Raw genomic sequence first — 20,845 nt, forward strand, 5'->3', positions numbered from 1 at the left:
CACTTTATTATTTGATACATCTGTTAGTTTTAAAATAAAAAAACTTGAAAGGCATAAAGCCAATCAAGGTTTTCATAATTAGTTCTTAAATATTATCTAATACCTCATCTACTGACTCACCAAACAATTCTGGATCTTCTTTCTTTATATCTCCTAACAAATCTTTAATAATATTTCTTGTTTTGATGTCGATATTCTCCAAAACTTTTGCATAAATTGTACGTACATGGGGGTGATTTAATATTCTGTAATGTAAAATTTCTATCCATTCCCTCCCATAACTTATAACCGTTGGCACAGAAGTAGCAATTAGTTTTAACCCTTCCTCTATTTTATTCTTATATAAATGCTCAATAGTATGCACCAAGTTAAACATTACCTCATGGTGTTCAGTATTATCATCAAAAGCTAAAATTAAATCTTTAATAATTGATACCTCACCATATTCATATATATTTTTTAAAGCTTGCTCAAATTCTTCCACTTGTTTTTCTGTCTTAAGCAGACGGTTATCGTATACCTTTTTTATTTCCGACTTAATATCCAAAAATATTCCCTCCTTAGCTGTTAGATTTAAATTAGAAAAAACTTGAAAGGCTTGTAGCCAATCAAGGTTTTTGTTCTAAATCAGTTACCTCCATCTCCAATTTATTTCCCAGTCTTCATACACAGCCGGCAAATAAATTCCTCTTTTATATTGATGATCATTCACAATAAACCAATTTTCATCCTTCAGCCATTCTTCATTATATTCACTCTCTTTAAAATCGTTTTCTTCATCCATCAGAGCCTTAAAAAACTCTTTAAACTTTACTATATTTTGATTAGGTATAAGTTTACCATACATCCACATGCCTTCAGTGTTGATATCTTGTATTTCGCCTAGACATTCATCTTGGAAATATAAAAACATAATATACTCACTCCTTAGGAGAAATTTTTATGAATTTGCTAGGTATCTCTCCTCTGATCAAATATTCATTGTCTCTTGTAGTCCAAGTTAACGCTCTATTTTTCCAAAAATCAGAAGAAGAGCTATCTCTCTCAATTAATTTTCGAATCTGTTTTGGGGATAAAATGGCTACATTTTTAACTTCTCCTGATCTAATCGCTTTTCTCAAAGAAGAAATATCTAATTCTATTAAGTAATCCCCATAATTTCCAATAATACCTTTATTACCAGTGAAACTAATATAAGGGCTATTTGATTTTGCTCCCCTTCTGTAACCTCCTAAAATATGCTCTATAACAGTAACTTGTCGATTTTTGTATATACCTTTACTATTTGCAGGAACTAAATTACCTGAATCTGATATAAATGGCTTACCAATTCCATTAGATCTTTTAGGTGAATGCAATAAACTATCTCCTCTATAAAGTTTACCAGTACCCTTATTATTGTTTTTAATTTGGCTTCTCTATTTCTCCTTCAACGGTTCATTATGTAAAAAATGACCCCAACTGTACTGGAGTCATCTTTAGCTGTATATGCATTTTGAACTGTCTATTTTTTGATGTCATAACTATACGAAGATAATAATTTTTAAATACTTAGTAAATTTTTTGTTTATACTACCCAATATTAAATTTAGAGGAAACATATTTTTAAAATTCCTGGTCCTTCCCCCCATTAAATTCTTTGGAATAAATATGTTCCGTGTAGATATTAAATGAGCATTTTGCATATTTTTTGACCCAAGAGCCATAAGGATTTCAAAGACATAAAAAAGGACTTCACCCCTAAAATGTAGAATTTTTGAAGTGACGAAACCACAAAAATTCAAAAGGAGGAAGTCACTTTGTATATTCTACAAGAAAGCCTATTTTCCTTTGAAGAACTGCAAAAATTAGAGTCAAAAGAGAAATTACCTATCTTTTTTAGCTCGCTTGATTTACGCCCTTATGCTAAACAGTTGAGAAGTTCTTCACCCCAAGGGGCTGACGGTCATTCCAGAGAAGGGATTCTAAGGGCTCTCATCGCTGCCCCACTCGAAGGCATCGACACCTTTACCGCCCTTCATCATCGATTGGATAAAGACCTTCGTTTCCGTTATCAATGCGGTTTATCGATTGATCGCCCCGCACCGTCTATCTCCACTCTCAGCCGGGTTTTTGCGGCACTTACCAAAAAAAAGCTGGCTGAAAAGATCTTCCTTGACTTGGTACAGTTAGCTCAGGAGGAAGGAATAATTGACGGCAGCCACCAGGCCATCGACAGTGCCGCCATTGATGCCTATGAAAAGAAACAGCCCAAAAAGCGTAGTGAACAAACGGGTAATGCCAATTGGGGCGCAAAATATGATTCCTTCGGCAATAAAATTACCTGGTTTGGCTATAAGATGCATCTTTCAGTCGATACCGCAAGCGAACTGCCAATAGCCATAAAAGTAACCCCTGCCCATGTGAACGATGGAGAAGTCGCACCAGAATTAATAGAGCAAGTGGCAGAGCGTACCAAATCCAAAATTGAATTTCTGATCATGGATGGCGGATATGACCAACTAAAAAACTATGAATCAGCCAAAAACATTGGAGCGCAAGCCATTATCCCGCTCAATTTGCGCAACGAAAAAGAGCCTCCTGAAGGGATTTCTTCCAATGGAACTCCGCGTTGTTCCATGGGTTATGAAATGACTTATTGGGGAGCTGATAAGGACCAGCTCAAGTTCAGATGTCCTCACGCAACCGGCAAAGTGGATTGCCCATTAGGAATGGCAGCCTGTTCATCTTCCAACTATGGAATGGTGGTAAAAGTCGACATCAAAAAGGATGTGCGCCGATATTCCAATCCGCACCGTGATACAAAACGTTGGAAAGAGCTTTACAACGAGAGGACAAGTGTAGAACGCTGTAATTCAAGAATGAAAAGCTACCTTACGGCGAACTCCCTACATGTATGGGGAATTGAAAAAGTAAAGACCCATATTTACCTGAACGCTATTGTATTACTTGTTTCAGCGCTAGCGATGGCAAAGGAAAATAAAGGGAAGAAAGCCGCTTAAAAAAATTCAATGTGAAAAATTCTGTAGGTATGCCCGAAAACAAGATTATTGTAATATTTTGTAAAATAACATGCTGGTAGCTATTTGTCGAGTGCTTTATTTTTTATACTTTTATCCAAAAAATCTAATTTTGCAAAATGCTCAAATAAAAAAACACTTTAATTCGTCTTCTGTTGCAACATTACTTCTAATTTATCTAACTCAATTACTAGTGGTTCATCGTAACTCTCAACTAAGTTGGTATCAAAATACGCTCTCAAGGCTCCTTTTAGCTTAGAATCTTTCCTTAATTCATCAATATTGCTATTGGTATTTACAGTTTCTGATAATTCTTTCAACTTATCTATTAATGTATCTAAAAATTTATGTTCCCTCTGACTTTTTTTTTCATAAACTAAATCCATAACCTTTTGTATTTGAATTTTAATATTATCCATTTCTTCGTTTTGCATAACAAAACCTCCTATTTTGAAGGTATTGGCCTAATTTCCTTTATCCATTCTCAAGAATAATTTAAAGGTAATAAAATTTGGTCAGCATCCCCTTTTAGAATACTACCGGTTTTAGTAATTTGTTTTTCAGCTCTGCCAATATTCAATATAGTTCCTTTTGGAATTTCAATTACGGCTTCATAGTTCCTCGTATTTTTCCATTCTGGGAGTAAAGCTAAGTCAATTTTAGTTTGTATCCTATTTACAGCCGGAGAAGTTGTAGCAAATGTTCCGCCTGCATCTGCATGCCCGCCAAATACTCTATAGACTGTAACATTCTCTTTTGTAATCACTGTTCTATAATTTGAATCTTTAAATGTAGTAGCAATACTCGAAGGTAAAGGCATTTTTTCAATTTCCTCTACCTGATTGTCAATACGAGTTGAGTAATCTTTTCCTTTTTCAACTGTTTTTTTACCAGTACCCTTAGGAAATTATAAAAATGTACTTTATAAATGGGCGGCAGTTTCACTAACCATCACCCATTATATCAACTGACTTTCCGTTCAGGCATGATATAAGCGTGATGTTAGTCTAAAAATTGGACACGGAGAACAGGGAGATTATAATAAACTTAATTACAATAGGTTCGAGGTGTTCAATCATGAAAAAGAGAACATTTGATCAAGAATACAAGATTCAAGCTGTTGAGTTATGCTTGGAGGGGGACAAGTCCATCGCCCAAGTGGCAAAAGAACTAGGTTTGGCTTACAACACTCTTCATCGTTGGGTCAAAGAATACAAAGAAAGCAATGGAACAAGCTTTGTAGGTTCAGGCAACATCAAGCCACAAAATCAAGAAATCATCGAGTTACGCCGTCGCAATCAAGAGTTGGAGGAGGAATTAGCGATCCTAAAAAAGGCGTTAGGCATCTTCACCAGAAGTAATTTACGCCTTCATTTTTCAACACCATAATGAATTTCTTGTTGTGAAGATGTGCCAAGTTTTCGGTGTTTCAAGAAGTGGGTATTACGACTGGCTCAAGCGTGTGAAAAGTAAACAGAAAGAACGAAAAGAACAACTCACTCAACAAATTCGAAATGAGTATCTAAAGTCCCGTAAGATTTACGGAAGCCCAAAAATTACGCAAGAACTACGCAAACAAGGGATTCGTGTTTCTCAAAAGAATGTCGCTCGCATCATGAGCGAAGAAGGCTTGAGATCCATTACCGTCCGTAAATTCAAAGCCACTACGAACAGTAACCATCCTTACAACGTATATGCCAATCTATTGAAACAGAACTTCCAAGCAACGGCTCCTAATGAAATATGGATGGCAGATATTACGTACATTCCTACCGACGAAGGCTGGTTGTATTTAGCGAGTATCATGGATTTATATACTCGTAAGATTGTAGGATGGTATATCGATACACGAATGACGAAAGAGTTAGTCATCAAAGCGTTACAACGGGCTCTAAACAGCGAAAAACCAACGGGACGAGTGATTCATCATTCGGATCGTGGAAGCCAGTATGCTTCGAATGACTATCAGCGACTTTTACAGGAACATCATTTTCAAGTGAGCATGTCGAGACGTGGGAACTGTTACGATAACGCTTGTATAGAGTCATTTCATAGCCTCATCAAGAAAGAGTGCATTTATCTGAATCGATTCCGTACGCGAAAAGAAGCGAAACAAGCCATTTTTGAGTACATCGAATGCTTCTACAACCGCAAAAGAAGTCATTCAGCCCTTGGCTATGTATCGCCATGTGAATTTGAAGCTGCATATTACGCTAACCAGAGAAAAGTAGCTGCCTAAATTCAGCTATTTCTCTCTGTTTAACGTGTCCGTTTTCTTGACATAACACCACATAGAGTTTAAAATTTACTTTATCTTTTAAAAACTCCAAAACTAATGCTCTCATTGTCTTCGTTGTTCAAATAATCTACAACCATTAAAGTCTCTTGCTTAATGCCAATCCAAGTATAATTTCTTTTTAATAACTATCTTCAAATAGGCAATGAAATACTGTTACCTTTTCCTCTCTAAGTTCTAACGAAATATTAGGTACTTCTATTTCTAATAAGCTTTTTTCAAGAACTTCTATCCCCTCATTCTCTAATAATTTCAAAATATCTTTGCCGATTCGTTCTGTTTCTTCATCGAATGGCTGGTATTGTTCTTGCATTTCAATCTCTCCATCAACATATTCATACCTAACATATTTTATTGCTGCGAATGGAGCAATTGCCGAAATATAAACCAATAATCCGTTTAAATAAGTGTGTTCTCTGATATATGCTCTAAATTCATCCGTACCAATTTTTATCTTAGGATGGATCGAAGGCATAATATATAATGTGAAACATTTTGAATAATTAAAATCTGTTAAATTCTCAACGTTTATTCCTTTTATTTCATGAGTGATTTTATTAGCCCAAACATTAGTATCGACATAATTCAATAAAACATATCCAAAATCACCATGGTGATATAATTGTTCAATTGTATTTAATACATTTTGTTTCATGATATACCTCCGTTATTTTACTGGGTAACCATGGATGTTTCCTTTTTTATCCATATGAACTTTTACTCTAGTTTCTCCATTCACCCCAATTGGTTTGTGAAAGTCATAAATTTTAACACTACCATCTGGCTTAACTACAGTTCCCTTTACCCATGCTTCTTGAGTCAATTTAACTCCATCTTCTCCTTCTGGCCATTGAGTTTTCTTACCAGGCATACTATTAGGATGACCTAAAACATGCTTTCCTTGCTTACCAGCATCTACTTTTGGTGCTCCCGGAACGCCTGCATCCACCGTCCCTTGGCTTGGTAGCTTAACAGTTTTACCCGTACCCTTAGTGCCAAGTTCAACGCCATCGTTGCCTGCTTTACTTCCGCCTAAATTTACCCCCGTCTTCTCACTTAGATAAGCTCGAACTTTATTCTCCAATCCTTTGGTGTTTTCGGGCGGAACCTTAACATTCCCAACCCCTTCTATGGCCAATCCCATTTGCCGGCTTGGCAGGAGGTGTCTTAAGTTTGTTGCGGCGTTGTCTACGAACCGACCGACTTGCAACGAACCTTTTTTTGCACCGGTTTTTAAATGCTGCGTCATTTCTTTCGTCCATGCCTTGGCACTCCTGATGCGGGCCAATATGCTGTTTTCCGCATGGACAACCAGGTCGCAGGCACGTTGTGATTTCTGGTGCAATCCAGCTTTCAAGCTTGTAAATAGCTTGGGATCCATTGCTTCTAGAAGAGGTGCGAACCGGGCGGCACTGCTGAATTTCGAAAGCGCGCTGATGCCAGGGACGATATCCAATGGGGCGAGGGCACCGCGGAATACTCTTTCGCCTGTTCCCAGTTCCCTCCCTGAAATCCAGTCTTTTCCGGAAACGGCCGAGCTTAATTCCAGTGTACCATAGGCCATGCCCAATGCCATCCCTGCCGGCGGACAAATAAATGAGACGCCGACAATCACGACGAGCGCCGCTATTTGCCCCCAGAATTCTTTATTCAACTGTCCTTCTTTGATCGATTCATACTGAAAAGCATGGGAATTCAATGTCGTCTGTATATATTCTTTTTTCGAAAAGTCATGGCGGGTGTTCAGTTCTTTCCATGAGGCGTATTCCCGTTCCATTAGCCTGGCATAGTAGTTGCTGCCGCTGAACAGATCTTCCAGTCCGACCTCGGCTTTCGGCACTTCGATCGTCTCCTGTGAGCCATAAGTTCCTGGAACAACGATTGTTTCTTTTGCGCCGATGCGGTTTTTCGTCTTGATCTCTGATATCGATAAGTCGCGCATCGCTTCGACAAAAGCATCGATATCTTGATAAAACGGCTCATCGATGGTGCGGTCGACAATATCTCCGATGCGGCCGCTAAAGCGGTGCATGACAAGAAAATCCTCATATAAGCTTTGATATTGGCTTTTGCGATCGGTATGGGTGAAAGAGATGACACCATCGCTGTCATATTTGGCTATGTCTGACTGGGCGTCTTCCAAAAGATCGCTGATATCTTTTAAGTTGTCGATCATGCCTTTTCCCCATACACCGACGCCGATCAGGTTGCCGATTCCTTTCTTGGTCCTTTCCCATTCTGAAGGTATATAGTTGACATTCACTGTATCCATGCCTCCGATTGAAACGAAATGGATTCCATCAAGTGGAAAAGCTTTTTGTTTCATTATAAGACAGATAAAGGAATTTTTGGTAAATAGAAATGAAAAAGGGGAATTTTAAGAAAAAACTACCAAGAGGTTTCTAGATTATTTTCTTATTTAGGTAATAGAGACCGATTATATTGTCTCGAATAAAAATGCCCTTTATGGAATATAGGACCAAAGCCGTATAAAGCAACTTTTATTATTTCCACTGTAAACTTGACAGGGGGAAGTTCAAAATTAGGAACTCTTTTATTAAATAAAGTACTTTTTCAGTGGTGACGATGTATACGGTCAACTTTTTTATTGACGAACTTGTATATACAGGTTAAAATAAAAGCATCTTGTATATACAAGTTTTGAAAGCGGTTAAAAGGAGAGTTCATAATGTTAAAAAAATGGTTTCGAAAAAAAGAGGAAACGCTCTTAGCCCCTTTAACCGGAAAAATAGTCGAGATCGAACAAGTTCCTGATCCAGCATTTTCCCAAAAGCTCATGGGGGATGGAGTGGCTATTGATCCTGCAGACGGAATTGTCGTTTCGCCGGTCAATGGGGAAGTTATTCAATTTTTCCATACGAAGCATGCGATTGGTATTCGTTCTGAGACGGGACTGGAGCTATTGATCCACATCGGTTTAGACACCGTTATGATGAACGGTGAAGGATTTGTTGGACATGTGAAGGTCGGTGACAAAGTCAAGGCGGGCGACAGTTTACTGACATTCGATCTTGCATTGATCAAAGAAAAAGCAGCAAGCACGATCACACCGATTGTCATCACCAATATGGATGCCGTTCAATCACTCGAAAAGAAGTCGCTCGAAAGCGTGCAGGCAGGAACGGATTCATTTATGGTTGTCGTAGCAAAATAACACTTGTTTTGTAAACGATTACGGTGGGGATCATCATGAATATCAGCAAACAATCAGTTGAAAAGATTGTTGAGTCTGTTGGAGGAAAAGAGAATATTGTAGCGGCAACACATTGTGTTACCCGGTTAAGATTTGCATTAAAGGATGAGGGAAAAGTAGATAAAGAGGCTTTGGAAAGCATTGATCTCGTCAAAGGCTCCTTTTCGGCAAACGGTCAATTTCAAGTCGTGATTGGACAAGGGCTTGTTGATAAAGTGTACAACGAAATGGTGGAGTTGACGGGGATTGACCGCGCGACAAAGCAAGAGATTAAAGATGCAGCGGAAGCGAAGCTAAACCCGCTTCAGCGTGCGATTAAAACATTAGCTGATATTTTTATTCCGATTTTGCCGGCGATTGTGACAGCAGGTTTGTTGATGGGAATTAATAATATCCTGACAGGCCAAGATATTTTTTATGAAGGCAAATCATTTGTGGAAGTGCATAGAGAGTGGGCCGATCTTGCCAGCATTATTAACTTAATTGCCAATACGGCGTTCGTCTTTCTGCCAGGTTTAATCGGTTGGTCAGCGGTAACGAAATTCGGCGGCAGTCCATTGCTTGGTATTGTGCTAGGCTTAATGCTTGTTCACCCAGATTTGTTAAACGCATGGGGCTGGGGAGCAGCGAAAGAAGAAGGAAACATTCCTGTATGGAATTTGTTCGGATTGGATGTTCAAAAGGTAGGATATCAGGGTCAAGTATTGCCTGTGTTAGTGGCATCGTACGTGCTGGCGAAAACAGAGCTGTTTTGGCGCAAACGAATTCCCGATGCGTTTCAGTTGCTGTTAGTCGCTCCGCTTTCACTGCTATTTACCGGTTTTTTAGCGTTTATTGCAATCGGACCGATTACATTTGCAATCGGCAACGGGATTACAAGTGTATTTGTTTCAGTGTTTCATAATGTTCCAGCAATTGGCGGGCTTCTATATGGAGCGATATATGCCCCTCTTGTTGTCACGGGGATGCATCATACGTTCTTGCCGGTTGATTTGCAGCTGATCACCAACACTGGCGGAACATTTTTATGGCCGATTCTCGTTCTTTCTAATATCGCTCAAGGTTCGGCGGCGTTAGCCATAATGTTTTTAGCAAAAGATGAAAAACTGAAAGGGCTGTCATTCACATCTGCCGTTTCAGCTTATTTGGGTATCACGGAACCAGCAATGTTTGGAGTGAATTTACGCTACCGTTATCCATTTATTTCAGCGATGATCGGAGCAGCAATTGGCGGAATGTTCATTACGCTCAATAAAGTGATCGCATTTTCTATTGGTGTTGGCGGCCTTCCTGGTTTTTTATCAATCGTTCAGCAAAAATGGGCGCCGTTTTTCATTGGAATGGCGATCGCGATTGTGCTGCCATTTGCCCTAACATTTGTGTTAGGAAAAATTCACAAAGATCATAATTAATAGAACTGTGTTCTAAATAATAAATATGAATAATCAAAGATTCATACCATTGGTGAATAACCGCCAATGGTATCGTTTTTCCCGATAGTCTCAAAATTATAAACGAGGTGATATTCATTGAAGCAGCCATGGTGGAAAAAAGCCGTTGTTTATCAAATTTATCCGAAAAGCTTTAAAGACACGACGGGAAATGGAATAGGAGATTTGCAAGGGATTATCGAGAAATTAGACTATTTAAAGACATTAGGGATTGACGTCATTTGGCTGACGCCTATTTATGCTTCGCCGCAGCGAGATAACGGCTATGATATTAGTGATTATTTTAGCATTCATCAAGATTATGGAACAATGGAGGATTTCGAGCGTTTGCTTGCTGAAGCCCATCGGCGCGGTATCAAAGTGATAATGGACATGGTCGTAAACCATACCTCGACCGATCATGAGTGGTTTCAGCAGGCGCGTTCGTCAAAAGAAAACCGCTACCGCCATTTTTATATTTGGAAGGATGCCAAACCAGACGGCAGTGCCCCAACAAACTGGAAATCCAAATTTGGCGGATCGGCTTGGGAGTATGATGAGCAAACGGGACAATATTATCTGCACTTGTTTGATGTAACTCAGGCCGACTTAAATTGGGAAAATGAAGAGCTGCGCAAAACGATTTATGAAATGATGCATTTTTGGTTTCAAAAGGGAATTGATGGCTTTCGCTTAGATGTCATTAATTTGATTTCGAAAGATCAACGTTTTCTCGATGATGACGAATCCCTGCCATTGGGTGACGGCCGCCGATTTTATACAGACGGTCCGCGCATCCATGAGTTTTTGCAGGAAATGAATAGGGAAGTATTTTCTAAATATGATATTATGACAGTCGGTGAGATGTCATCGACCACCATTGACCATTGCATTCAATATACTAATCCAGCACGGAACGAATTGAATATGACGTTTAACTTCCACCATTTAAAGGTAGACTACCCAAATGGTGAAAAATGGGTGGCAGCTCCATTCGATTTTCTGGCTCTAAAACGAATTTTATCTACTTGGCAAGTGGAGATGAATAAAGGCGGAGGCTGGAATGCGCTCTTCTGGTGCAACCATGACCAGCCGAGAATTGTGTCGCGCTATGGCAATGATGGAGCATATCATAAAGAATCGGCGAAGATGCTGGCAACAGTTATTCATATGATGCAAGGAACACCATATATTTACCAAGGTGAAGAAATTGGCATGACCAACCCGAAGTTTGAGCGAATTGAAGAATACCGAGATGTGGAAACATTAAATATGTATAAAATTTTGCTTGAGCAAGGAAAAACAGAAGCAGAGGTGCTTGAAATTTTAAAATGTAAATCGCGCGATAATTCACGGACACCTATGCAATGGGACGACAGTCCGCATGCCGGATTCACAACTGGGACTCCTTGGATTCATGTCGCGCCGAATTTTAAAGAGATTAATGTGAAAAAAGCATTAGAGGATCCAACATCGATTTTTTACCATTACAAACGTTTGATTGAATTGCGAAAGAACTATGACATTATTACAACAGGAAACTATCAGCTATTGTTAGAGGATCATCCGCAAATTTTTGCTTATGTGCGCAATGGAGATGGTGAAAAGCTTCTAGTAGTGGCCAACTTTTTTGGCGGCCAAACAGAATTTGTTTTGCCGAATGAGCTTGATATAAACGGATATACAAGCCGTATCCTGCTTTCCAACTATAATGACTCTTCTGAACATGTACAAGAAATCATGTTGCGTCCATATGAAGCGATTGTGTATCATTTAACAAAATGATACTATACAATTCGGTGATGACTATGAAGGAAAATAAATTTATGGCGATTTACAACGACCTTTTGCTTCATATTCGCAAAGGCATTTTTCAGCCGAACGAAAAGCTGCCTTCTGAAAATGAATTGTCCCAGCGGTATCAAACATCGCGTGAGACGATTCGCAAAGCGCTCAATCTTCTATCAGAGCATGGCTATATTCAAAAAATAAAAGGAAAAGGTTCGATTGTGTTAGATGTAGGAAAATATGATTTTCCTGTCTCTGGACTTGTCAGCTTTAAAGAATTGGCGCAAAAAATGAACAAGCCGGCAAGAACGATCGTACATGAACTGGAATTGATCGAGCCTGATGAATATATTAAAAGACAATTGGAAACCGAAAATAAGGAAAAAGTTTGGAAAGTGATTCGTGCTAGGGAAATAGAAGAAGAGAAAATTATTTTAGACAAGGACTTTCTTTGCCAAAAATTCGTTCCAACATTGACGCGCGGCATTTGTGAAAATTCGATTTATGAATATATCGAAAATGAATTAAAGCTTCGCATTAGCTTTGCGAAAAAAGAAATGTTTGTCGACCGAGTGACAGCTGAGGATCAAAAATATATGGATTTAAACGGCTACGAGCATGTAGTAGTGGTGAAAAATTTTGTCTACTTAGAAGATGCGAGCTTGTTTCAGTATACCGAATCGAGACATCGGCTCGATAAATTTCGGTTTGTTGATTTTGCGCGGCGTACTCATCACCCGGGGATGTCCGATAAGTCCTTAAAATGAAGCCAGTGGAGAAAAACGAGTTGTTTTTCTCCACTCAGCTTGTAGACTTTGTTGACAAGCTGACCTTGAAAGAGTGTCGAACACTCATTCAAGGTGTTTATAATTACTTATATTGCACGGCTCCTAGAAATCTAAACTGATGTTTTTCATTGATATTTCCATTATATTGAAAGTTCTTCCTATTCTCAATCATTCTGTGTGTTTATTGTGCTGGTCAAACGATATCAATGCCAAAATTGTTAATCGGTATTCTCGGAGCCTTATGAGTCGATTCAACCTAATAAACACCAAACGAATAGGTATCGTGAATACTTGTTTGAATTATGTCAGGATACAACTATACAAGATGTAAGTCGAAAACAAAAGATTCCGTATTCGACCTTAGAGAGAATGTACTACTCGGTCGCTCAAGAAAAAGCTGCCCTTCATCAAAAACAAATTCATGAAGCTTTAGATAAGGATGAACTGGTTTTAAGTTTAGATGAGGTGTCTGTACGAAAAGGTCATCGATACGAAACCGTTTTGACAGAGGCGAAATTAGGCTGTGTCATCGGAATGCATAAAGACCGAGATTGTGATTCCACCATTCAACTATTCAATCAGAATGTCCTTTCCTCCCAAACGGTTTAAACCATCGTTTTTGACATTTGGGAGCCTTATCATAAAGCGTTCAATCCGTCTTTCCTTTAGCGACGATCGTCATTGATCAATACCAAGTTGTTCAAAAAGTCACACAAGCCTTAGACAAAGTTAGAAAAGGATTTGCAAAACTAAAACTAAAAAAAGCAAGATTCCTCCTGTTGAAAGGATATGAATCACTACAGGATCATCAGAAAGCACGCTTGGAAGAAATCTTAGAAGAGTACCCAGAACTTGCTTGTGCTTACGATTTAAAGGAACTATTTCGAGATTTCTATAAATTGACCGATTACAATGATGCCCATGATCTTTTAGAAGAATGGATTCAATTAGCACGGAATAGTCCTTACTCATCTTTTTATAAAGTGGCCAACACATTAGAAAAGTGGAAAGCACCCATACTCCAATATTTCTTATCTCCACACACGAATGCCCGAACAGAAGGAACCAATCATAAAATCAAACATATAAAACGGAGGGCTTATGGATATCGGAATCTAAAGCGTTTTCGACTTCGTTTATTTTTGGAATGTACAGGGAATACGAATGTTGATCAAATTGCTTAAGGGCTCTTCTTCAGCAGTTAACATGATGCAAGGTTTGTGTACAAATCACAGAAAATGGTGAAGAGACCAAAAATAATGACTTATAATACATTATGTTCGTAAAATTCAAATTTTCTCTTTTCTATTAAAATTTGATTTTTTTTATAAACTTATTTACAAGATTCTCTATATTTCACCAATTATTTGATAAAATAAAAATAAAACAAATATTTGTGAAAAATTTGTTTTTTATATCATATAAAAATATAAACGGAGGATGGTTATGCAAACTATAGATGAACATCGTAAAGAAGTACATATTCTTGAAGAAGATTCTCACAACTATAAATTCATATTAATAAAATACCCAAATAATCCGAATGAAAAAGCTGTTTATCAGTGTATAGCTGGTCACTTTTTTGAAATGAAACCTGACGAATTTCTAAAAAATAAACAATGTCCAATTTGTGAGATTGATGAAAATATTAGTCGTAAAACTAAAGAATATAACTTATATTTGCAAAAAGTAAAAAAATATAATGATGGGAAATGCGAACTTACTAACGATACTAAAAACGTTGTGGTTCATCATTTGTATAGTATAAGAAAATATCCTGAGCTTGCTTACCACCCTGATAACGCGATTTTACTCAATAAAACATTACACAAAGAATATCATAGGAAATATTCTCCATACAATACAAATGGCTATACTTTTCTTGCTTGGTTAAATGATAATATAGAAAAATTTGGTATTGCCGAAGATTCGATCAATAGACTTTCAATAAAAGTACAAAAGCTAATGAATGTATTGGAAAATGAGATTGCAAGTAAACGTGGTAACAAACTTGAAAACTCTACTCCTAAAATATTAAATTCCTCTGTTACTAATATGAAAGAATTACAAAAAATGGAGAGGAAAGCAAATAGATTAATTGAAAATATAGAGGCATTTGAAACAATTGAAATTATAGAAAACGAAGTCTACTTATTAAACAGTTATCTTGAAGCTTTTGTTATTTATAGAAATGATTTTGGCAATTGGAACGAATATAATCCAATATCTGGTTCAATACCAAAAAATGTTTTTGAAGCAGTAATGGATGTCTAGACAATTTATTATAAAAGAAAAAGTGTGAATAATTTTATCAGACGTCAATTAAGGGGGCTGAAAATGTTAACATAACCAAATAAAAACATCTACTTTGCATGTGAAGTATTATTAAAACAAAGAAAATGCTAAAAGAATTTTTAACTCTCTTGATGAAAAAAACAAAATACTTTCAAAAAGTTCCCGATTCATCATTTGTCTGAAAATCCAGAGTGGAATTTTATTTTTATGTTTTAAATTTATTATTGGTCCTGAATCTATTTTAAATATAATGACTGCCATTTAATTATCTTAGCAACAAGGGTTAAGTGTGGAAAATGGGTAACAGTCTATAGATTATTTTCCTAATCAAAAATTTATTAGACATCCAGGAGTTAATCGAGGTGGAGTAATCCTCTCGCTATAGTAATCGGTGGTAGCGAAGAAAAAGTTACGAAAAAAATTTTTATAAAATGGTGGGAAAACAAGGGTAAGGTTTTTGGCGAAAAAAACGGTACCCGAGTTCGACAGTCACTAGGCAAACAAAATGCCTCTCGCCCCTTGATACAAAAGGGATCGGAGGCATTTGGGCACACTTCGGGCGTGTATCTAGGTGCGAGGGTGGATGCCTAGAATCTTTGGAGGAGGTTCCAGCCCTAGAGCCGCAAGGAATAGCGCTTGTTTGGCCGTCAGTTCGGTTCGTTGATAAAGGTCGCCGTTTTTTGAAGAAAAATGTCCAAGCATGAGACGCTCGCATTCGTCTCTTACTTTCGGCCACGATTCATGAGTTCGGATCTCCACGATCCGAACCAGCAAGAGAGCCAGCCAACTGAGCAGCACATGCGCCCGGATACGGTCTTCCAAGCGATGATACATGGGGCGCAGCTCGAGTGTTGATTTCAACGTCCGAAAGGCCTGCTCGATATCCACCAGTTGCTTATACCCGAGCGCGACATCCTCGGCAGACAAGGTGTCATCGGAGGTTCGGATGAGATATTTGCCATCGTACTTTTCCGCTTCACGAACCGCTTGCTTGTCGATGCGAAGCGTTCCATCCTTCAATTGACGCAAGTATTTTCCGTAGGACGGATGGGAACGCAGCCGGCAGGTGGCCTTATGATGAGCTTCATTGGGGAGTTGGCGAAGCCCCTCCAACTCCTCTTTCAGCGATTCGAGCAGCTTTTCCCGTTCCTTGCGTTGGCGTTCGGCTTCGCTGGGATTGTACACGAGAACATAGCGCTGACGCGCTTCTCCGTCGCCCACGATGATTTCTTTGATATGCAAGTTCTCGCGAACTTGTTGGTAGCGCCCGCGACGGTTTAGGGCCTCTTCGACGGCGGTTTTGCCGGACCGCATTTTTTCGCCGACAATGTAGTGTCCCCCGGCCTGTTGCAAGATTCGCAAATTCTCTTCAGACGAAAATCCGCGGTCCATCACGCTGATCACACGCCCAAGCTTCCAGCCAATCAAGTCTTGTTTCACCTGTTTGATGACCGTCATATCCATCGTATTGCCAGGCCATACCCAAGCGCGAATGGGGACTCCTTCCCGGGTAACGGCCAGTCCAATGACGATTTGGACCAAATCGGGACGCTTATCTTTGGAAAACCCCTGCTTTCGAAGCGATTCTCCTTCTGGTGTTTCGGATGGATCCACTTCGAAGTACGACGAAGTCGTATCAAAGTAAATCAAATCGACTTCCAGGTTCAATAAATCGGCCACGGCATGGAACACTTGGCGTTCCAATTCCGGCTGCACAGCCAGCAGCTCATCCATCGCCCGGTACAACTGGTGGCTGGCGACTTGGGGAAGATGAGGGATATGCACGTCTTTCTCCACCCACTCCTCCATCGCCAACTTGCTTGACGGATGAAGGGCACGATTCGCCACCATGGCAAAAATCAGCCGTTCCAACGGAATCTGATGATGTCGGGAGGCAAACAAGGAGTGGAGAATCTCTCCCAATCCCAGTTGTATCCAGAGCTGATCCAAAAGCCAAGTGCCACCAAGGCGTTTGCTTGATTGAAACTGAAAGTCATCCGACACTTCTCCTGTCAACGTCTCGATTTCCCAAGCCTGCTCAGGAGAAAGGAATCGCGAAATGCTTTTGGCCAGACGCTCCAAGACAGCGCGATCCACCTCGTCTTCGCGCCCAAACGAATAAATCACCTTCGCTTTCGCATATTTGGCCTTCGGATCCCATTCGTTGTGAGCAAGCTGGAGATACGCCACGGTCGTTCCATCTTTGTTTTTGCGTGTTACTCGCCGTATGTACATGCCTATATTATAACCGATATTCAGCTGTTTTAAAAGTTAAAATAAACAAGTCGTGTGCCTATGAAATTCAGTGTTTTTTTCTAGGATCCGCATCGCGAAATCTTTGATATAACAGCATTTTGGCCATTTTCATTTGCCTAAAATGGCCTCAAAACTGTCGAACTCGGGTCTAGGATCCGCATCGCGAAATCTTTGATATAACAGCATTTTGGCCATTTTCATTTGCCTAAAATGGCCTCAAAACTGTCGAACTCGGGCGGTAGTAACTGATAATTTTTCAGCGGGTTATATTTGATGAAAATTGTAAAATAGGGCATCTTTTTTATACACATTTTGTGCGTACAAGATAACTCTAAAAATTATCATATAGAACTTGAATAGATTACATGCACAAATTGTATCACTAGCAGCTCGTTCGGCACTACGTCACTAGTAGAAAATCCTCAAAAGAGAATTTATATTCCCTGATATTAGGTCAATAAAGTAGACACAAAAATTTATAAATTTTTTTCGCAGCTACCGCGCTATCGCTTGGTGGCCTTTTAAAAGTAATTACGACGTTGTCCTAATTATTTTTAAAAGGTAAATTTTCGGGTCTAACTATTCTATTAATATGCTCATTAAGCTCCCTTTTTGCCGTACATACGTTCGTATTCAGATGGTGAAAAATACTCTGTTGCGGAGTGAATACGTTTATTATTGTAAAATATTTCTATATACTCAAATATGCTCTTTTTTGCTTCTTCCCTTGTTTTATAACGAGTCTGATAGATTAGTTCTTTTTTTATTATCCCATGAAATGATTCAATACAAGCGTTGTCATAACAATTTCCTTTGCGGCTCATGCTACATTTCATTCCGTATTCCATTAGCTTAGCTTGATAGTCATTTGAAGCATATTGACTCCCTCGATCAGAATGATGGAGGATAGAACCCTGTGGTTGTTGACGCTGATAGGCTTGCTTTAAAGCACTTAACACTAGCTCCTTTTTCATGGAACAGTCTATATGCCAGCCGACTATTTTCCTTGAATACAAATCCATCATACTAGCTAGATAAAGCCAACCTTCATCCGTTGGAATGTATGTGATATCAGCTACCCATACTTCATTTGGTTTCGTAACAGTAAAATGTTGGTTTAAGACATTTTCGTGGACCGGATGGTTATGTTTTGAGTTAGTGGTAGCCTTATGCTTTTTCACGGTACGAGACTTCATTCCCTCTTTGTTCATTATGCGGGAAACCGTCTTCTGTGAAACCTTAATGCCTTCATGATTAAGCTTTTTGGCAACCTTTGGACTCCCATACAGTTGGCGAGATTCGATATACACACGACGCACTTCCTGCGTCAATTCTTCTCGACGCTCTTGTCTAGCACTTTTGGGACGATCACGCCATTTATAATAACCGCTTCGAGAAACTTTCAATACTTCGCACATCTTCTCCAATCGGTAATCGAAGCGATGTTTATGGATAAATGAATATTTTACCGATGGTCTTTCGCGAAGAAGTGCATCGCCTTTTTTAAGATGGAGTTTTCCTCCTCCAGATCCCGAATACGTTTCTTCAGTTCACGAACTTCGTGGTCTTCGGATCGAAACGTTTGGGTTTCTGTTATTTCAGGTTCTTGCTTATATTTTTTCATCCAGCCGTGAAGAGTATTTTCGTTAATTTTGAGCTCACGAGCCACTTGTGCAACGGATTTCGCTTCCTCCAAAATATAACGAACAGTTTGACGCTTAAAGTCTTCCTCGTACCGCCTTTGTTTTTTTGTCATGTAGACACCTCATTTTTCAGTCTATTATTACTATAATAATCTGTGTCTACTTTTTAGTCTAACATCATCCCCTTTTGAGGGTTAATTCAATGATATTTTACTTCAATCCTATTCTTACTTCACCGTCATGAAATATCTCAATAACATATCCTGAAGATGGTGAAAATATCCATGTATCAAAACTTACAGCAGTAACATCATCTATAACTTCAAATACTTTATTTAACTCAGATTGAATTATAGGTAATGTCCTTTCATCCCAAATAACATATATAACGTTGCTGTATTCATCAATGTTTTGGTTCAAAAAGGAGATGATCTCATCAACTGTATTCATTTTAGCATGATAAGTCACTTTCTCCCATTCAATACGCCCCCACTCAGTAAATGGAAAAGAATTCTCAAAATCTCTTAGTACTTGCTCTCCCTCACTATCAGATAAGACGTGTACATTCTCACCTAGTGCTTCAATACATTCATCAAATAAACTCATTCAAATTCCCCCTTATCTATTCAGCTGTTACGATCGCCAAAGATTTCATTCTGTTCCTTGTATTTGGCTAGTCGAGGTAAAAAATTTTCTCGAATCCGTTTTAAAGGTTTTTTCCATTTCTTGCGTTCTGCTCGTTTTTCCTTCCGAACTTTTGTATCAGATTCCTGTTCGATTTCCTCTGTTAGGATTTCGACTTTTTCTTCTAATTTTTGAGCGATGGCTTCCAAGTTCTGTTCCGTGATTTCTGGATCTTCTTTCGCCTCTTTTTGTGCTGTTCCTGCTTCTAATTGGGTTAATTCTTGAATGTACTGAAGTGTTTCTTGAATTTTTTCTCTTACCTTCGCTTCAAATTTCAAGGTTGATTTTTTCCACACGAAAGAATACTTATTGGCATTGGCTTCAATTTTAGTACCATCCAAAAAGTAGTTTTCCATCGTGATGTAATTTTCTTCAATCAGCTTCAGAATCATCGCTTCAAATAACTCATCCATTAGGACCTTCATCCGTCCGCCTCGGAATTCGTTGATTGTCCGGAAATCTGGTTGTTGCATCGCTGAAAGCCACATGGCAGGAATATTTTCTTTAACGAGTTTTTCGATTCCTCGACAAGAATAAACCTTTTGAGAATAAGCATACAAAATGATTTTCAGCATCATTTTGGGATGATAGGAGCTTCTGCCGCCGCCTTTATAATGAGAAAACAATTGCTCATCTGGTATCGCCTCCACCATTTCGTCCACGACACGTGCCACGTGATGTTCGGGTATGAGCGATTCAATATCATAAATCATTTGAACTTGACGGTTGTCATATGGTTTGAAAGTAGGGGCTAAATTTCTTTTGGCAGAAGTTTTTTCTTCTTTTCCATCTAGAGGAAGTGTCATTTGTGTGTTATAATTTTCAGGAGTAATCATTTGATTGCTCATAAAAAATCGTCCTTTCTGTAATGTTGTGTCGCAACTTCATTTTACTAGAAAGGACGATTTTTTTGTGCATTTTTTTAAAAGTGAAAAAATGAGGGGCTCCAAAAAGTCAGTTACCTGACTTTTTGGACAGCCCCTTCAAAAATCATAGTTTAAACTTTCTTAAATACTTTCTATTTCAATGTCTGACTTTATTTTTAAAGCTTTATTTAATGCTTTTTTTAAAATAGTTATTAAATCTTCCCCATCACTTGTAACAAAATAGTTAGATAAGTCTGTAATTTCATCACTTATATTATCTCCCCATGGAGGTGTTTTTGAAAGGTCTTCGATATCCCAAACGACTTGTGATGGACTGTAATTTTTCAAACTTTCTTGAATTTCATCTATTTCTTTAATAACATCTTTAATATATTTATACTCAAGTTTACCATTATATAGTTTGTTTAATAAAAGAGGATACTTTGTTCCCCAACCATTTGGCTCTAAATGATAGCTTACTGTTGAAAAAAACGAATGTAAAAAATCACCATGACCAATTGGATACCAGTAATATTTTACTTTCAAACCTACAGCCAATTCTGTC

At 38.5% G+C, this 20,845-nt stretch carries 18 protein-coding genes and 2 pseudogenes; 8 read left to right on the forward strand and 12 right to left on the reverse strand.

Annotation, left to right across the window (positions count from 1 at the left end; all coding sequences use genetic code 11):
* Positions 1 to 85: 85 nt before the first annotated feature.
* The 3 genes from NSS70_RS06915 to NSS70_RS06925 all read right to left on the reverse strand — a co-directional run bounded on the left by NSS70_RS06915 (position 86) and on the right by NSS70_RS06925 (position 1,358).
* Entirely contained in the window at positions 86 to 547 is a 462-nt protein-coding gene (locus NSS70_RS06915; protein WP_011886783.1) for an Imm30 family immunity protein, read from the reverse strand.
* A gap of 84 nt (positions 548 to 631) precedes the next feature.
* Complete coding sequence (locus NSS70_RS06920) at positions 632 to 913, reverse strand: hypothetical protein (protein WP_094245393.1); 282 nt, start codon at positions 911 to 913, stop codon at positions 632 to 634.
* Between the two features lie 7 nt (positions 914 to 920).
* Positions 921 to 1,358, reverse strand: a complete 438-nt coding sequence (locus NSS70_RS06925; protein ID WP_232515500.1) for a hypothetical protein — start codon at positions 1,356 to 1,358, stop codon at positions 921 to 923.
* A 441-nt stretch (positions 1,359 to 1,799) separates the two neighbouring features.
* On the opposite strand from NSS70_RS06925, the gene NSS70_RS06930 reads away from it, so the two are divergent.
* Complete coding sequence (locus NSS70_RS06930; RefSeq protein ID WP_340732215.1) at positions 1,800 to 3,002, forward strand: transposase; 1,203 nt, start codon at positions 1,800 to 1,802, stop codon at positions 3,000 to 3,002.
* A 158-nt stretch (positions 3,003 to 3,160) separates the two neighbouring features.
* Here the strand turns inward: NSS70_RS06930 and NSS70_RS06935 are convergent, their stop codons facing one another.
* Together NSS70_RS06935 and NSS70_RS06940 are read right to left on the reverse strand one after the other, a co-directional pair.
* The gene (locus tag NSS70_RS06935; protein ID WP_066249852.1) at positions 3,161 to 3,454 is read right to left on the reverse strand and encodes a hypothetical protein; all 294 of its coding nucleotides are present in this window, start codon (positions 3,452 to 3,454) and stop codon (positions 3,161 to 3,163) included.
* A gap of 50 nt (positions 3,455 to 3,504) precedes the next feature.
* Positions 3,505 to 3,840 carry a hypothetical protein gene (locus NSS70_RS06940; RefSeq protein WP_339199289.1) on the reverse strand — a complete coding sequence of 112 codons (336 nt, stop codon included), beginning with the start codon at positions 3,838 to 3,840 and terminating at the stop codon, positions 3,505 to 3,507.
* A 257-nt stretch (positions 3,841 to 4,097) separates the two neighbouring features.
* Here NSS70_RS06940 and NSS70_RS06945 point away from each other — a divergent pair.
* Positions 4,098 to 5,259, forward strand: a pseudogene (locus tag NSS70_RS06945) (IS3 family transposase).
* Between the two features lie 178 nt (positions 5,260 to 5,437).
* Here the strand turns inward: NSS70_RS06945 and NSS70_RS06950 are convergent.
* Positions 5,438 to 5,971, reverse strand: coding sequence for a hypothetical protein (locus NSS70_RS06950; protein ID WP_066249858.1), 534 nt, complete (start codon positions 5,969 to 5,971; stop codon positions 5,438 to 5,440).
* A gap of 12 nt (positions 5,972 to 5,983) precedes the next feature.
* Positions 5,984 to 7,588, reverse strand: coding sequence for a hypothetical protein (locus NSS70_RS06955; RefSeq protein ID WP_340881126.1), 1,605 nt, complete (start codon positions 7,586 to 7,588; stop codon positions 5,984 to 5,986).
* Between the two features lie 417 nt (positions 7,589 to 8,005).
* Between NSS70_RS06955 and NSS70_RS06960 the strand changes: the two genes are divergently transcribed.
* The 6 genes and pseudogenes from NSS70_RS06960 (at position 8,006) to NSS70_RS06990 (ending at position 14,810) form a co-directional block, all read left to right on the forward strand.
* Positions 8,006 to 8,491 carry a PTS sugar transporter subunit IIA gene (locus NSS70_RS06960; RefSeq protein WP_063386461.1) on the forward strand — a complete coding sequence of 162 codons (486 nt, stop codon included), beginning with the start codon at positions 8,006 to 8,008 and terminating at the stop codon, positions 8,489 to 8,491.
* Positions 8,492 to 8,526: 35 nt separating this feature from the next.
* Positions 8,527 to 9,942, forward strand: a complete 1,416-nt coding sequence (gene treP, locus NSS70_RS06965; RefSeq protein WP_340881128.1) for a PTS system trehalose-specific EIIBC component — start codon at positions 8,527 to 8,529, stop codon at positions 9,940 to 9,942.
* A 117-nt stretch (positions 9,943 to 10,059) separates the two neighbouring features.
* The gene (treC, locus tag NSS70_RS06970; RefSeq protein WP_327863910.1) at positions 10,060 to 11,745 is read left to right on the forward strand and encodes an alpha,alpha-phosphotrehalase; all 1,686 of its coding nucleotides are present in this window, start codon (positions 10,060 to 10,062) and stop codon (positions 11,743 to 11,745) included.
* Between the two features lie 23 nt (positions 11,746 to 11,768).
* Positions 11,769 to 12,515 carry a trehalose operon repressor gene (gene treR, locus NSS70_RS06975; RefSeq protein WP_063386458.1) on the forward strand — a complete coding sequence of 249 codons (747 nt, stop codon included), beginning with the start codon at positions 11,769 to 11,771 and terminating at the stop codon, positions 12,513 to 12,515.
* 175 nt (positions 12,516 to 12,690) lie between these two features.
* Positions 12,691 to 13,720: pseudogene (locus NSS70_RS20815) on the forward strand (ISL3 family transposase); the annotation flags it as partial.
* A 262-nt stretch (positions 13,721 to 13,982) separates the two neighbouring features.
* Complete coding sequence (locus NSS70_RS06990) at positions 13,983 to 14,810, forward strand: hypothetical protein (protein WP_339199300.1); 828 nt, start codon at positions 13,983 to 13,985, stop codon at positions 14,808 to 14,810.
* A 588-nt stretch (positions 14,811 to 15,398) separates the two neighbouring features.
* On the opposite strand, the gene NSS70_RS06995 is transcribed toward NSS70_RS06990, so the two are convergent.
* The 5 genes from NSS70_RS06995 to NSS70_RS07015 form a co-directional block, all read right to left on the reverse strand.
* Entirely contained in the window at positions 15,399 to 17,066 is a 1,668-nt protein-coding gene (locus tag NSS70_RS06995; protein ID WP_340881130.1) for an IS1634 family transposase, read from the reverse strand.
* A 620-nt stretch (positions 17,067 to 17,686) separates the two neighbouring features.
* Positions 17,687 to 18,843 (reverse strand): IS3 family transposase gene (locus NSS70_RS07000; protein WP_445290580.1). Its coding sequence is split into 2 segments (ribosomal slippage): positions 17,687 to 18,582 and positions 18,582 to 18,843, totalling 1,158 coding nucleotides; the frame shifts between segments, so codons are not numbered across the junction.
* 97 nt (positions 18,844 to 18,940) lie between these two features.
* Positions 18,941 to 19,336, reverse strand: coding sequence for a CDI toxin immunity protein (locus NSS70_RS07005; RefSeq protein ID WP_063386457.1), 396 nt, complete (start codon positions 19,334 to 19,336; stop codon positions 18,941 to 18,943).
* A 20-nt stretch (positions 19,337 to 19,356) separates the two neighbouring features.
* On the reverse strand, positions 19,357 to 20,262 hold the full coding sequence (locus NSS70_RS07010) for a transposase (protein ID WP_340881134.1): 906 nt from the start codon (positions 20,260 to 20,262) through the stop codon (positions 19,357 to 19,359).
* A gap of 159 nt (positions 20,263 to 20,421) precedes the next feature.
* Complete coding sequence (locus NSS70_RS07015; RefSeq protein WP_181556890.1) at positions 20,422 to 20,838, reverse strand: immunity 70 family protein; 417 nt, start codon at positions 20,836 to 20,838, stop codon at positions 20,422 to 20,424.
* Positions 20,839 to 20,845: the final 7 nt, after the last annotated feature.

This window comes from Aeribacillus sp. FSL K6-2848 (genome assembly GCF_038004325.1).
Lineage (GTDB): Bacteria > Bacillota > Bacilli > Bacillales > Aeribacillaceae > Aeribacillus > Aeribacillus composti.